7 protein-coding genes are annotated in these 15,639 nt (G+C 45.0%); 4 read left to right on the top strand and 3 right to left on the bottom strand.

Features of this window, described 5'->3' with window-relative positions; all coding sequences use genetic code 11:
* Window positions 1-9: 9 nt before the first annotated feature.
* Entirely contained in the window at window positions 10-2,553 is a 2,544-nt protein-coding gene (locus QT992_RS02515; RefSeq protein ID WP_333376462.1) for a glycosyltransferase, read from the bottom strand.
* A gap of 160 nt (window positions 2,554-2,713) precedes the next feature.
* On the opposite strand from QT992_RS02515, the gene QT992_RS02510 reads away from it, so the two are divergent.
* From QT992_RS02510 to QT992_RS02500, 3 genes are all read left to right on the top strand, one after another.
* Entirely contained in the window at window positions 2,714-5,032 is a 2,319-nt protein-coding gene (locus QT992_RS02510; RefSeq protein ID WP_333376460.1) for a tetratricopeptide repeat protein, read from the top strand.
* Between the two features lie 182 nt (window positions 5,033-5,214).
* Window positions 5,215-6,507: an ATP-binding protein gene (locus tag QT992_RS02505; RefSeq protein ID WP_333313320.1), complete on the top strand. Its 1,293-nt coding sequence runs from the start codon at window positions 5,215-5,217 to the stop codon at window positions 6,505-6,507.
* 411 nt (window positions 6,508-6,918) lie between these two features.
* Window positions 6,919-12,114, top strand: coding sequence for a PAS domain S-box protein (locus QT992_RS02500; protein WP_333338034.1), 5,196 nt, complete (start codon window positions 6,919-6,921; stop codon window positions 12,112-12,114).
* Window positions 12,115-12,261: 147 nt separating this feature from the next.
* Here the strand turns inward: QT992_RS02500 and QT992_RS02495 are convergent, their stop codons facing one another.
* The gene (locus QT992_RS02495; RefSeq protein WP_333376458.1) at window positions 12,262-12,825 is read right to left on the bottom strand and encodes a Uma2 family endonuclease; all 564 of its coding nucleotides are present in this window, start codon (window positions 12,823-12,825) and stop codon (window positions 12,262-12,264) included.
* A gap of 163 nt (window positions 12,826-12,988) precedes the next feature.
* Here QT992_RS02495 and QT992_RS02490 point away from each other — a divergent pair, with 163 nt between their 5' ends.
* On the top strand, window positions 12,989-14,374 hold the full coding sequence (locus QT992_RS02490) for a lipid-A-disaccharide synthase-related protein (protein ID WP_333207674.1): 1,386 nt from the start codon (window positions 12,989-12,991) through the stop codon (window positions 14,372-14,374).
* A 460-nt stretch (window positions 14,375-14,834) separates the two neighbouring features.
* Here QT992_RS02490 and QT992_RS02485 read toward each other — a convergent pair whose 3' ends face one another.
* Complete coding sequence (locus tag QT992_RS02485; protein WP_333055691.1) at window positions 14,835-15,626, bottom strand: 2-phosphosulfolactate phosphatase family protein; 792 nt, start codon at window positions 15,624-15,626, stop codon at window positions 14,835-14,837.
* Window positions 15,627-15,639: the final 13 nt, after the last annotated feature.

The following is a 15,639-nucleotide window of genomic DNA, read 5'->3' as shown; positions in this document are numbered from 1 at the left end:
TTTGGTATTTTAGCGTGCATAAAATACAGATTCAATACCCTGTAATTCCTGGACTAATTGTTGCCATTCTGCTGAATTAATTAGAGAATATGTATCTAAATTATGCCCTTTAGCTGAGGAAAAAATGCCAAAATATTCTACCCAGCTTAACAGCGTTTCTGTTGTCAAAAAAGGTGTGTACTTCAAAGATTCTTGAAGCGACTTCTGCATTCCGCTTATATCTTCTTGACAGTAAGCCTGCCAAGCATTCCATACTAAAGAGCTGTAGTGCACCCGGCTTTCTATTTTCGCAATTGACCTCTGCACCTCTTTTTGAGTAACAAATGGATCTGTTTGACGATCGCAAAGTAAAGCTTTTTCGATCGCCTCCATCGACTCTGCCAACATCCGTTCCTCTTTAAACACTTTCTCGGCCCGCTGCTTGCAAGCTTGACCGATTTGATGTCGCAATTCTGAATTCATCGCCCAAGCTTCTACAGTTTTCGCCAATTCCCTCGCGCTTCCCTCTGGATCGGTATTCGGATCGGGCAACAATTTCCCAGTATCGCCAAGCCCTTCAGGAATGCCGCCCACAGCCGTTGCAACTACCGGCAATCCCTTAGCCATCGCTTCCATAACTGCAAGGGAAGGCGCTGCATCTGCTACAGAAGTCAAAATGAATATGTCGCTAGCATCGAGCCAATCTAGGATATCCCAGCGCTGTCCGATCGCCTTCACGCGATCGCTCACCCCTAACTCTTTAATAGTTTCCCTCAATTCTATTTCTACATTGTCAGCGCTTCCCTCACCAGTTCCTGCCCAGACAAAATACAGTTTAGACCACACAGGAGACTGCTGCAACAGCTTGATTGCTTCGATCTGATATCGATGCCCTTTAATCGATGCCAATCGAGCCGATGTGAAACAGACAATCGCATCTTCAGGAATATCTATTTCTTGTCGCCGACGTTGACGAGCCCCAGCATTAGGAGGTGCAAAATATTTGGGAGAACGCCCCAAGTAAATCACTTGTCCTCGCTCTTTTGGCAACTTGAAATGTTGGCACAATACATTCAAATGTTCGTAAGCCCCAACAACCACCGCTCTAGCTTGCAGGCAGTGGTAGAGCACTCCTTCTACATAAGGCACTACATCCCCGCAGGAAAAAGTTGCGTGTTCTGGTATAACTAACCCGATCGCCATCATGTATGGTATTCCCATTTCTATAACTACCTGTTTAGCTGCAAAATTGGAAAATGGCCAACCATCGCTAAAAATAATCATATCCGGTTTATTACTAGCAAAAAGCTCTCGTGCATCCTGAGTATTTCTTAACACCCGCTGTAAATCTTTATGGCCGATAAAATCCAGCCACAAGTGCTCTATACCTAACTCTCGTTCTCGCTCAAGCAAGGGGCTAGAATATTTGGTTTGCACGCAAGTGACTCGATACCCTAACAAGGCTAACTGGCAGAGAATGGCATGATTGTACTGCGCTAATCCTCCCACGCCCGGATCGTCCGTGTTGTAGAGTAAAATGTGCGCTTGCGCTTTTGAAGGCGTGGGAATATAACTCTGTTGAGATTGGGGTGGATTAGTCATCACCATCAAAATTATCTCTTGCCATTGGGCTAACTTACTCAGCGAATAAGCGTCAAAGTTTTCACCATATTCTTCAGAAGCCATCTGAAAACTTTCCAGCCAATTCAAGACTGTTTTTGTGGGCGAAAAAGGCGTATATTGCAATGACTCTTCTAAACACTGGGCCATCTCTGTTAGATGACCGTCGCGATACATCCGCCATGCCAGCCACTTTAAGCATTGATAGCGTTCCGGGTTTTTTAACTGCCGGATTGACTGAGGCAAATCGGGTCGAGCGAAGAATTTTTTAATCACAATTTCTATATTCTTCATTACGCGAAAACCGCTTGACATGAGATTAGAATTGTGCTGGCGATAACAGGTAAGTGTCTCTTCTAACCAAACTGCTTTGCACCCCTTTAAAGCTAAACGCAAGGCAAAGTCTAAATCTTCTGCTAGGGGAAACTGAGAATCGAAACCGCGCAATTTTTCCCACCACTTTCGGCGCAGGATCATTGCACTCGGTCGCACGCATTTATATAGAATAAAGCTTTCTAAATCTAATTTTGACGCTTGCTGCCAAGGCTTGACAGCAGAAATTTCTCGCCCGGTTTCATCGACTATCACCCAACCTGTTTGCACCATATCTAAGGTGGGGTTAGCGTTAAAGCAAGCTAGTTGTTTCTCTAGCTTTGATGGTAGGAAATAGTCATCGGCATCTAGAAATGCCAAAAACTCGCCTTGCGCTAGTTGGCAAGCAATATTTCTGGCGGCTGCTACTCCTTGATTTTCCTGATATATGTAGCGAATTCTGTCAAAATAAGGCTGCAATACTTGCTGCGTGCGATCGCTAGAACCGTCATCTACAACAATAATCTCCAAATCAGTAAAAGTTTGGGACAGCGCGCTCTCCACCGCTTGTACGATGTAGCGAGATCCATTATATACAGGTATAATTACGCTTACTTGCGGTGTTCGAGTAGGTGTTGACATTATTTAGCTCGCTGTTAACCTATGATTATCTAGTTTATATTAATGTCGCGCACATTCAGCATTATTCTGTGTTCGGTAGCTCTACTTACAAAAACTTGAACTTTGGCAAAGTGTAGCATATAATTTTACAGGGAATGATTACTCAAAAGGAAAATAAAAAATGAATTCAGAAACAGTGCAAGTGAATTTGCAGCAGCAGGCAGAAATTTATTTGGCTACAGGGAACTTCGATCGGGCGATCGCACTTTGCCAACAAGTTTTGGCATCTGAACCCAATTCAGCAGAGACTTGCAAGACCTTGGGAAAGGCGCTGCAAGCTCAGGGTAAACTAGAAGACGCAAGGTATTGGTATAAAGTTGCGATCGCCCTGCAACCCGATTTTGCCGAAGCTTTTGCTAACCTCGGCACTGTCTGCGCTACTTTGGAACAGTGGCAAGAGGCGATCGCCTGTTACCAAAAAGCCATCTCCCTGCAACCAAACTTTGCAGGATTTTACCGTAATTTGAGCCGGATATTTACCCAAGTCGGTCAAGCTGAAGAAGCAGCAGACTGTTGGTATCAAGCACTCATGATGGAACCGACAGAGATAGCGGAAGAATATCTCGATTTAGGTAATACTTTGTTGGCGCAAAACAAGCCAGAAAAAGCGCTGACTTGTTACCACCGCACGATTTATTTAAACCCGAGTTTTTGCGAAGCTTACTGCCAATTGGCCGAAGCTGCTAGCGAGCTAAAGCAGTGGGACGAAGCTATTGTTAACTACCGCAAAGCTATTCAACTCCAGCCGGAGATTTCGGATTTTCATTACAAATTAGGCAATGTTTTGCAAGCTAAGGAACTCTGGCGCGAAGCGGAGGCAGCCTACCGAAAAAGTATTGATTTAAATCCAAATTCTTTTTTGTCATACTACAATTTAGGCAGCGTGCTGCTCAATTTAGAAAAATGGCAAGAAGCTGCGATCGCCTACCGCACGGCTGTGGAAATTAACCCGGATTATTCTTGGTCTTACTACAGCATCGGTGCAGCTTGCGATCGATTAGAAGAATGGTCTGAATCCGCCGCAGCTTACCAGCGCGCTACTGAATTAGACCAGAATTTTTTCTCAGCTTTTCACCAGTTAGGGGATGCTCTTGTTAAACTAGAAAAGTGGTCGGAAGCTGAGGCTGCATACGAACGGGCGATCGCACTAAATGCGGATTTATTTTGGTCTCATTATAACTTAGCTTTGACTTTAGTTAAACTTCAAAAGTTTGAAGCCGCAACACTCGCTTATCGGCGGGCGATCGCACTCAATCCAGAATTCTCTTGGACTTACCACAATTTAGGAGCAGCGCTGTTAAAAACCCAACAGTGGAAAGCCGCAGCTACCGCTTACCAACGTGCTATTGAACTTAATCCCACTATTTCTTGGTCTTATTACAATTTAGGCGATGCTTTGAGTGGACATCACGCATGGAACGATGCTGTTTCCGCCTACCTTTTTGCGCTTCAAATCGAGCCGTCCCTCCCGAAAATTTACATAAAGTTAGGTGAGGCTCTAATTAAAAGAACTCCGGTAGATTCAGATGTAGCAACTAGCTACTATCACCACGAAATGCAGCCGCAGCACGCTCCTGAATTTTACTGCGAAATAGCCCAAAATTTTGTTGAGAGCGATCGGCTTAACGAAGCCATTATGTTGTACTTAATGGCCTTAGAAATTCGCCCAAAAGATCCAGAAATATCCCAAAAATTAGAGGATATTTTAGAAAAACAGCGTCAAACAGGGGAATCTACTCTATTATTAGAGTTAGAGGCTAAGGATATTCGCGATCGCTACATTGCCCGAGTAGTCAAAGGCAAGACTTTTGCAGAAGTCGGCGGCTTGTGGGGAACTGTCAACGAAAAAGTATCTGTAGCTAGCAAATATGGTGCAGTTTCTCTGACAATGATTGATGTCAGCCCTGCCTCCTCCCACTGGTGGCAAGATTTTCACGATCGCATGACAAGTTTAAATATTGCTAATTATCACTGTATCAATCAAGATATCACTCAGATTCAGCTTGGAGACATTGGCGAGCCTTACGATGTAGTTCACTGTGCAGGAGTTTTGTACCATCACCCCCATCCGTTGCAGATTTTAGTTGCTTTGCGTCAGATAACTCGCGAGCATTTAATTTTCACTTCAGCTATTACCCAAGAAGTTATAGACAATGAGTTGGGACGCTATGAAATTCCGGCTTCTGGAGTAATGTTTGTTCCCGCTTTGGACGACGCAGAACGAGCTATTTTAACAGCTTATTGGCGGCCATACATCAACAACCACCAACTTATAGGGATAACTGAGAAAGCAGTTTTTGACATGAACGATTTTGCGCCGTGGTGGTGGCTGCCTACAGCTACTGCTTTAGAAGCTATGTGCGAAGTCGCGGGATTTAAAGTTTTAGACAAAGGATTGACTTGGAACAATAATGCTCTGACTCTCCTACTGGGGATTTGAGGATTGGTAAACGAACAATAACAGGACTTGCTTGTACACAAACGGCTAAACACCCAGTTTATGAGCGGGTTCCTCGTTTTCTTTCCCCATATTCCTACTAGAAACCGGGTGTTTTTCGTAATTCTCAAATAAAATAGCTGCAAACCTTTTTTGTGAAGAAAACAGGAACTGGGAAATAATCAATGAACAATCACCAACCTGGGACGCCGTTAGGAAACATTTTAGTAGTAGACGATACACCAGAAAACCTGCGTCTGTTGTCTACAATGTTGACTCAGAGGGGGTACACCCCCCGCTGCGTGATTAACGGAAAAATGGCTTTGAGAGCCTGCAATTCTAATCCACCAGATTTGATTTTGCTCGACATAATGATGCCGGAAATGAACGGCTACGAAGTCTGTCAGCACTTGAAATTAGAACCTAAAACTCGCGAAATACCGGTAATTTTTATCAGCGCTAAAGATGAAGTTTTCGACAAAGTAAACGCATTTGCTGTGGGAGGTGTTGACTATATCAGCAAGCCATTTCAGTTTGAAGAAGTGCTTGCCCGCATCGAAAGTCACCTCAGCCTGCGGAATTTACAAAAGCAGCTAAAAGAACAAAATATGCTGCTGCAAGAAGAAATCACGAGCCGCTTAGCAGTCGAAAAAACTCTTCAGGAAAAAAACCAAATTTTGCAACAAGAAATCAGCACCCGTTGCGCCGTTGAAAAAGCTTTGCAAGAGCAAAATTTGGTACTCCAACAAGAGATATCCCACCGCCAGCGCGCCGAATCGGCTTTATTAAAATCTAACCAAGAATTGGCACGTTCAAATGCAGAACTAGAACAATTTGCTTATGTGGCTTCTCATGACTTGCAAGCGCCTTTAGCAACCATTGCTAGTTACGCTCAACTTTTAGAAAAACGCTACAAAGACCAACTCGACAGCCAAGGTAGTAAGTTTATCGGCAATATCGTTCAGGGCTGCACCAGAATGCAAACTTTAATTGACGATTTACTCGAATATTCGCGCGTTGGCCGGAGTCGGAAACCTTTTCAACTGACAGATTGCAATCATGCAGTCGAGCAAGCACTCGCGAACCTGCAAGGGGCGATCCGTGAGACTAAAGCCCTTGTCACCTACAGCGAATTACCCGCGGTAATGGGGGATATTTCTCAACTCGTACAGCTATTTCAAAATTTAGTCAGCAATGCGATTAAATATCGCCACGATGCACCGCCTGTGGTTCATATTACCGCCTGCAAACACGAGGAAAACTGGTTAATTTCTGTCTCAGATAATGGAATTGGGATTGCTCCGCAGCATCAAAAACGTATCTTTCAAATTTTCCAGCGCTTGCACACTCAAAGAGAATATTCTGGGACAGGTATTGGTTTAGCAATTTGTCAAAAAATTGTGGAAATTCACGGCGGATGTATCTGGGTGGAGTCGGAACCGGAGCAAGGTTCAACTTTTCACTTTACTCTGGCTTAGTCGAGACCTCTTTTCGGCAAAAGGTATAAGCTATAAGGTAGGTAAACCGAAGTAATTTCTATAGTTTAAGTCAAACAATAGACAGTAGAATTTACAAGTTAACACCCTTTTATATGGAAAACAAAATAACTGAATAACTGGGAAAAAATGTGACTATCGGGGTTGGGATAGGGGCTATAGTTGCATGGTTTTTTAAAGTGGTATAAATAACCAGTTCAAATAAAAAAAGTTTTTCGTTGACAGTCGAGTTGGTGCGTGATATAATTGTAATTATTAAACATAATTTTTGTAACGCTTGCTTACCCTCCCCAATCTGACGATCGATGTATGTGTATGGGCAATTGAATGACTGCCCTGAAAATAAAAGGTAAAATTCAAGTTAGTTTAATATTTTCTGGGTGAAAAAATATTATGAAAGCAGTTTTTAACTTAGCTTTGCCTCCTATCTGCTTTAAAGTTCTCTTAGTAGAAGACAACCATCACGAAGCTGAGCTGATTGAAGATTTGCTGTCAGAAATTGGCGGCGCGCAGCGTATAGTGCTGACGAAAGTAGAGCGTCTCAGCGAAGCGCAGCAGCGATTGAATGAAGAAACTTTTGACATAATTTTATTAGACCTTTCACTGCCAGATAGTCTGGGAATCGAGACGGTGGCTCGGGTACAAGAGTACGGGGTAAATGTGCCGATCGTAGTTCTGACCGCCCAAAACGACGAAGAACTTGCCCTGCGGTTGATTTCGGTCGGCGTACAGGATTATTTGGTAAAAAGAAAAATCGACAGCGAACTGTTAATTCGATCGCTCCGTTACGCCATAGAACGGCAGAACAGTCAAGATGCTTTGCGAAAAAGTGAAGAAAAATATCGCTCGGTGGTGGAAAATTCTCTGATCGGCATTGCCATCATTGCTCCAATTATTGACCCCGAAATTCCTCAAAATTGCAACTGGATAGAAGTTAACGATGCCCTGTGCAATTTGCTGGGCTATGAGCGCTACGAACTCGTGCAAAATAATTGGCTAGACTTGACTCATCCAGAGGATTTGGAGGCTAATTGTGAAAATTTTGCTCAGATGTTAGCAGGTAGGATCGACGGTTACATCTCAGACAAAAGGTGGCTCAGAAAAAACGGCGAAATAGTTCACACGCGAGTTTCCCTGCGCTGCATCCGCCGCCTGGACGGGTCGATCGACCGGATGATCGAAGTAGTCTTAGACGTGAGCGATCGCTACCGCTACGAAGCCAAACTGAAAGCGTCAGAAGAATTTTTAAACCACACCATAAATGCTACGCCCGACCCAATTTTTGTCAAAGACGAGCAACACCGCTGGATGATATTAAATGATGCTTTTTGTCAGTTGGTCGGCAAATCGCGGCAAGAACTGATCGGCAAATCCGATTATGACTTTTTCCCCAAATCAGAATCTGCTGTTTTTTGGACAAAAGATGAAGAAGTATTGACAACGGGTGTCTGCTTGGAAACAGAAGAAAAATTCACAGACTCGGCCGGGAAAGAACACATAATTTCTACCAAAAAAAGCGTCTTCCAAATAGCAGACGGAAGTAAAGTAATAGTGGGTACAATTAGAGATTTTACCGAATACAGACAGCAACAAAAAGCCCTGGAACAAAGCGAAGCTCGCTTTCAAAAATTGGTAGCTAACCTGCCGGGAACAATTTATCAATTACGAAGGTCAGCAACTGGAAAAATATCTTTCCCCTACATCTCTTCAGGCAGCCGGCAACTCTACGAATTAGATCCCGAAGCAATAGAGCAAAATGCGGAACTGATTTCCAATGGAATTCACCCCGACGACCTCTTAGATTTAAAATCATCGATCGCAATTTCAGCCACTACGCTGGAACCTTGGCAGCAGCAGTGGCGGCAGACTTTACCATCTGGAAAAGTTAAGTGGCTGCAAGGAGCTGCGAGACCTGAAAGGCTCAATAATGAGAGCAAATCTGGCAGCGAAGGCGATATTCTCTGGGACGGTTTAGTGATGGATATCACTGAATTAAAGCAGGCACAAACAGAGCGCGATCGTTTTTTTACCATCTCCTTAGACTTGCTTTGCATTGTAGGTTTTGACGGGCATTTTAAACGTTTAAACCCAGCTTGGTCAACAGCTTTAGGCTACAGTATTAGTGAATTGTTTGCCAAGCCAATGATCGATTTTGTTCATCCAGACGATCGAAAAGCCACCGCAGCCGAAGGAGCAAAACTAATAGCGGGTAGATCCAGTATCTCCTTTGAAAACCGCTACATCTGCAAAGACGGTTCTTACAAATACTTCCTGTGGACGGCATCGCCATTTAGCGAAGAAGGTTTAATCTACTCAGTCGGTCACGACATTACCTCTCGTAAACAAGCAGAGTCCCAACTCCAGCGACAAGCAGTAGCAATGGCCGCTGCTTATGACGGAATCGCCATTTTTAATAATAATAAACAATGTATTTATTCCAACGACGCTTATCTCAAAATGTACGGCTTGGCTAGCCCTAGCGAACTGTATGGTAAGAAATGGGAAATGCTCTACAGCAAAGCAGAAAATTTATTTTTTGAACTACAAATAATGCCGACGCTCCTGCAAAAAGGGTACTGCAATATAGAAGCTACCGGTCAGCGCCGGGACGGTACTAAGTTCCCTCAAGAATTGTCGCTGACAACGCTTGTCGGTGGCGAAATAATTTCTATAGTCCGCGATATAACTAATAGAAAACAGGTAGAATCAGCCCTGCGAGCGAGCCAGCGGCGCTACCAAACTTTAGCCGAAGCATCGCCAGTTTGCATATTTCACACCGACACCTTGGGAAATTGCCTTTATGTGAATCAACGGTGGAGCGAAATTACGGGATTAAACGCAGAATTAGCAGCAGAAATTGGCTGGATGAATGCCATACATCCCGATGATGTTGATCGGGTGAAAAATGAATGGCATCGAGCAATTATTGAGAAAATTCCTTTTAAATCAGAATACCGCTTTCAGCGTCCAGACGGTCGTGTAATTTGGGTGATAGGTCAGGCAATTGCAGAAATCGGAGACAAGCAGGAAATTAAAGGCTATATCGGCACTATTACTGATATTAGCGATCGCAAACAAGCAGAATTAGATTTGCTGCGAGTTACTCAAGCGGTGGAAAGCACCAGCGATGCGATCGGCATTGCTGACTTGACAGGGCGATCGCTATACCACAATCAAGCCTTTGTTCAACAGTACGGCTACACAGCAGAAGAACTAAACACAGCAGGCGGATTAACAGCAATTTACCCCCAAGCTAAAGTGCTGCTAGAAATGTTTAAAACGATCCGTAAAGGCAAATCTTGGCAAGGCGAACTCAAAATCAACACTAAAAACAACAAACTGGTAACAACTTTATTTCGCGCCGACGGCATTAAAGATGAAACTGGTCATTTAATCGGGTTAGTGGGAGTAATTACCGACATCACCGAACGCAAACAAGCGGAGATGGCACTGCAGCAGCAATTAAGGCGAGAACGGCTGGTAGTTGCCATGCTCGATCGCATTCGCTCCTCCCTAAATTTAGAAGAAGTCCTGACAACTGCTGTCGAACAAGTGCGGCAATTTTTGCAAACAGACCGCACAGTTATTTACCGATTCAATCCCGACTGGAGCGGTCTTGTAGTTGTCGAATCTGTAGCAAAAGATATAAGTTTGCTGCAAAACTTTGACAATTTCGATCCGTGTTTTGGAGAAAAATTTGTTGATGTTTACCAGCAAGGCTATATTCGCGCTATAGAAAATATTTACGCGGAAAATATGAGCGAATGTCACATTAAATTTCTAGAACAATTTGGAGTTAAAGCTAACTTAATAGTGCCGATTTTACAAGCCAGAGAAAGCATTTCCCAGGTCCAGCCGACGGCAGAAAATCAGCTCTGGGGACTCCTGATCGCCCACGATTGCAGCGGCCCCCGTTCCTGGGATTCCTCAGAAATAGAATCCCTCCGGCAATTGTGCGTGCAATTGGCGATCGCGATCCAGCAATCGACGCTATTTCAACAAGCACAAACGGAAATTGTCGATCGCAAACTTGCAGAATCTGCCCTCCAACAAGCTGCATTAGCCGCAGAAAGCGCCAACCGCGCCAAAAGCGAATTTCTTGCCAATATGAGCCACGAACTACGCACGCCTTTAAACGGCGTTTTAGGTTACACTCAAATCCTCAAAACCGACAAAGACTTAAGCTCAGATCACCAAGAAAGTCTCAGCAATATTCAACAGTGCGGTCAACACCTGCTGATGTTAATCGACGATGTTTTAGATCTTTCCAAAATTGAAGCTAGAAAAATGGAACTCTACCCGGAAGAGTTGAATTTTATAAATTTCACGAAAAACATTGCCGATCTCTTTCAGATGCGGGCCGCTCAAAAAGAAATTTTATTCAATTACGAACAAGTCTCTCCCCTGCCTAGCTGCGTTCGTGTCGATCCAAAAAGATTGCGCCAAATTCTCATAAATTTACTCAGCAATGCCGTTAAATTTACTAACAGTGGCGGTGTGACTTTCAAAGTCGGCTATGTCGGCACAGGGGCCTGGAGTCGAGGGCAAGGAGAAAATTATGAGTTCTCGACTTTGAGTTCGGAACTGAAAGAAAATTATATGCGCTTCGCCCACAATGCGATCGCAGCCAAACACGCTTTAAAAATCCGCTTTCAAGTCGAGGATACTGGCACGGGCATAGACCAAAGCAAGTTAGAAGAAATATTTTTGCCTTTCCACCAAGTAGGAGGCAATACATTTGTGGAAGGTACAGGTCTCGGACTCTCGATCAGCCAGAAATTAGCGAAACTAATGGGTGCCGAAATTCGCGTCCACAGCACTTTGGGAAAAGGCAGCACTTTTTGGATAGATTTAGAATTGCCAGCAGCTAAACGGTACTTGGAGGTGTCTCCTTTGCAGGAAAAACGCTGGGTTGTCGGTTTTATGGGCAACAAGCGGAAAGTGCTAATCGTAGATGACAATCAAATGAATCGCGATTTGTTGTGCAGGCTGCTGGGGCGTTTGGGATTTGAGGTTGCAGAGGCCCAAAACGGGCAAGAATGCCTCTGCAAAACAGTTGAATTTCAACCGGATGTGATTTTAATGGACTTGCGGATGCCTGTAATGGATGGCTTAGAAACTGCAAGAAAACTGCGGCAGTTGCCGGAAGTAAAAGATGTTGTGTTAATCGCTATGTCAGCTAGCGTTTTCGAGGCTACGCAGCAAGATAGCATCCTCGCAGGGTACAATGATTTTCTTCCCAAACCGATCGAAGCAAATCACTTTTTGGAACAGTTGCGCCTGCATTTGGGACTACAATGGATTTATGGGGAGTCTTCGGAAAACAAAAAGCGCAAACCTCCCAGTTTGTCACCAGCCTCTGATTTTCCTGCTTATTCTTCTCTGTTACCTGCGGCTTCGGAGTCGTTAGCAAAACTTTTGAAACTCGCAGCTATGGGCGACATTGAAGAAATTTTTGAGGAGAGTGCTAAGCTGGAGAGTTTAGAACCTAATTTACTGCCGTTTGTCTCGAAGCTGCGCCAACTTGCTAAGGGATTTCAGCTCAAACAAATTCGGAATACTTTAAACCAATATATCGATGGTCAGTAGTCAGTAGTCAGTGGTCAGTGGTCAGTAGTCATTAGTTATTGGTTCCAATGCCCAATGCCCAATGCCCAATGCCCAATGCCCAATACAAGTCTGGTACCTCATCTTTCTGAGAAAGGCTATACTCTTCTACTCTAATATTCTGTTGTTTCACTCTAATAGCCAACCAAATAATTCTCCTACTGTCAGTTGCAAATCCCTGGCAAAAGATGGCATGGGCAATAACTGTTCCGGTTCGTCAAACACCTCCGTTGATTGAGTCGGCCGATATACAAAAACCGATCGCTCCTCTGGATCGATTAACCAACCCATTTGAGTTCCGTGCTTGAGACAATGTAAAATATTTTTAGTAACTTTAGTTTGGCTTTGGTCGGGGGAGAGGATTTCAATTGTCCAATCCGGGGCGATCGCAAACACATTGGCCACACCACCATTTTCTTTACGGGGAATGCGCTCCCAAGTGAATACAGTCACGTCTGGAACGATCGCTCGACCGCCAAAAATGCACCGTAGTTCTGGAAATGCTCGCGCCACCTTTTGAGGTTTGAGAGTAGCATTAGCAGCGCTTGTCAACTCGCCTTGAATGACACTATGTTGGCCTTGAGGCATCGGTTTTTGAATGATTTCACCGTCAATGTACTCGCTGGCTGGTTGAGTTTCTGGCAACTTCAGAAACTCTTGGAGTGTCAAAGATTTTGGCAGGGTTTCTACCATCCAATTTTACCTATAAAATAGAGTTTCATCTGCTATTTTACCCAAAAGTCCCGGACTCGTGCGATCGGCGCTCCACTCACTTCAACATCCGGCTCTACCACCTTGCATCCTGGGGCTAATCTTGCTTCTATATATTCAGAGACAGTTTTTGAGAGAGTTGGGATTGAAATTACTTTGCCTCAGTAACGGCCACGGAGAAGACGCGATCGCCCTTCGCATCTTGCAGGAACTGCAACAGCACCCGCATCCGCCAGAATTAGCCGTGTTTCCGCTAGTGGGTGAAGGGCAAGCTTTCGCTCAACTAGAAAACGCCCGCATCATCGGCCCGGTGCAGCGAATGCCTTCGGGCGGCTTTATTTACATGGACAGAAGGGAATTTTTGCGCGATGTCAAAGGCGGCCTGCTGCAGTTGACCATCGCTCAGTTTAAAGCCATCCGCGCTTGGGTGCGAACCCAAAAACAGTCTGGGAATCAAGACGGCGTTATTTTAGCCTGCGGGGATATTGTACCGCTGCTGTTTGCTTGGCTCAGCGGCGCGCCCTATGCCTTTGTCGGTACTGCCAAGTCCGAGTATTATTTGCGGGACGAGGACGGGCCTCTGGCTCGCAAATCCAGGGTAAGCGGTGGGTGGAATTGGTCGCGATCGGTTTATTTGCCTTGGGAGCGCTGGTTGATGACTCGATCGCGCTGTCGAGCCGTTTTTGCCAGGGACGCGCTCACCGCCGAGACCTTACAAAAGCTGGGCATTCCCGCTTACGATCTCGGAAACCCGATGATGGACGGACTCGAACCGGAAAACCCCGCCGGTTTTTACGGCCCTGACGCAGAGTTTCGGGAAATCGAGCGATCGCTCATCATCACCTTACTTCCCGGTTCTAGAGCGCCGGAAGCCTATGCTAATTGGCTGCTAATAGTAGAGGCTGTAGCCGGAATTTTATCGCTGTTTGCCGATCGCAAATTGTTATTTTTCGGAGCCATTTCTCCAGAGTTAAACTTAGAAGCTTTGCGACCTAGTTTAGAATTTTTCGGCTGGCGACAAGACGGGGAAACTAGAACGCAGCGGCCAGAAGCAAGTATTTTGCGACCTCCTGTTTCCAGCGCTCGAGAAATTCGGAAAGAATCTCCTAATTTGCTATTGCCCCTGACATTTGTGCAGAGAAATGCCACGATGATTTTGACTCAGCAAAGTTTTAACGATTGTTTGTACGAAGCCGATTTAGCAATAGCAATGGCCGGAACCGCTACAGAACAATTTGTAGGTTTAGGAAAACCGGCGATCGCCATTCCCGGAAACGGCCCGCAATTTACTTTCGCCTTTGCAGAAGCTCAAAGTCGCCTGTTAGGGCCGTCATTAATTTTAGTCAAACATCCCGCCGAAGTTGCCGGTGCCGTGCAGTCTTTGCTCCGCGACCCCGACAGGTTGCAGCTAATCGCTGAAAATGGCTGGCGCCGCATGGGAGAACCCGGTGCAGCAGCCAGAATTGCCGAGTGTTTAATTCAGCGCTTCGGCGGTGAATTCAGCAATTCTCCATTGCCCGCAATAGACTAGGGACAAAACATTGTTTTGTCCCTACCAAATATCTTTAATTCTACTTTCTTTAAAAAAATCTTGTTCGCTAATATCATGTCCGATGGATCGCCCATAATACATAAGCCAGGGCGGGTTTGTGAGATTGTCCGTTTTTGGCAAATATTATTGGCTCACGGGCCCCTACAGGAATCCGGGTAATCGACCGGACATGATATAACTACTAACTTCCGTTGTCTGTAGTGAGGAATGCAAGTCCTCTGATTTTTATGAGGACTTGCATTCCGATGCTGCAAACCAATTTTATTGTGGTTGTTCGAGTAGGTGTGCAGGGCCGCGCACCTTACTAATAAGCTGTTGCGGCCTTTAAATTGTATGTCAAAAAAAATCAAAGTCTTGTGGGGAGTAGGGGCCCTAGCGTCCCGCCCGCCCTGAATATACAATTTAAATGCGCGACAGCTTACACCACTGGCAGAAAAATTTAATTCGCCGTTTGTTCCGAAGATTGATCCCAGAAATTAGCTTGAGGAATTTTAAAATCCGACTTAACCAAAACTCCCGGTTCTCGCTGCATCGGCAGCACATCTAAAGTATCCGTTTGCGCGCAATATTTTAAATCTTCAATAACACCTAAACCGAGGAGGCGCTGACCGTGACTGGCTCTTTCCAACAATTCGTGCAACCTATCTTGCCAGTGGAGATAAAGAGCAATAGCCCCAAATACTTCATCGTTACCAGCAAAATCGCTCGCAGGAATACCGCTTTCTGCTAGGAGACTTTGGGCGATCGCACCAGCACAAACCGTATCTTCCAACGAATAACTTCCTTCCCAACCAGAACCCACAATCCAAATAGTTTCCGGCCGTTTACTTAACAAAAACTGCACCACAGATTTGCGGTTAATCAAAGCCGCCGTTAACACAGTTGCAGCAGCTTGCACTCGTTCCAGAGCGCGAGTACCATTAGTTGTGCTGATAAAAATTCGCTTCCCACTCACCTTTTCTGGCGTGCAGTCGAGAGGAGAATTCCCCATGTCAAATCCGTCAACTTTCCCGCCGCCGCGCTCTCCAGCGCGAATCCGCTTATCAGCAGGCCATTTTTCGCTGCTTGCCATTAGCTTATCTAAGTCGCTGAAAACTTGGACAGCTTCCGCCCCATTATTCAGGGCCGTTGCCATTGTCGTAGTCGCCCGCAGCACATCAACTGCGATCGCGCAAGCCGGCATTTTGTCGGCTGGCGTAAGTTCCGGGGTATGGTAAATAAAAAGCTTCACTTTTGGGCAACCT

The organism is Microcoleus sp. T3_D1, assembly GCF_036700405.1.
Lineage (GTDB): Bacteria > Cyanobacteriota > Cyanobacteriia > Cyanobacteriales > Microcoleaceae > Microcoleus.
The sequence above is the reverse complement of the archived record's forward strand: the minus strand, read 5'-3'. Positions and strand labels throughout refer to the sequence as shown.

What these genes read in the sequence shown, in the direction of transcription:
- QT992_RS02515 (WP_333376462.1), bottom strand. Translation starts at nt 2,553, where the DNA reads ATGTCAACACCTACTCGAACACCGCAAGTAAGCGTAATTATACCTGTA.
- QT992_RS02510 (WP_333376460.1), top strand. Translation starts at nt 2,714, where the DNA reads ATGAATTCAGAAACAGTGCAAGTGAATTTGCAGCAGCAGGCAGAAATT.
- QT992_RS02505 (WP_333313320.1), top strand. Translation starts at nt 5,215, where the DNA reads ATGAACAATCACCAACCTGGGACGCCGTTAGGAAACATTTTAGTAGTA.
- QT992_RS02500 (WP_333338034.1), top strand. Translation starts at nt 6,919, where the DNA reads ATGAAAGCAGTTTTTAACTTAGCTTTGCCTCCTATCTGCTTTAAAGTT.
- QT992_RS02495 (WP_333376458.1), bottom strand. Translation starts at nt 12,825, where the DNA reads ATGGTAGAAACCCTGCCAAAATCTTTGACACTCCAAGAGTTTCTGAAG.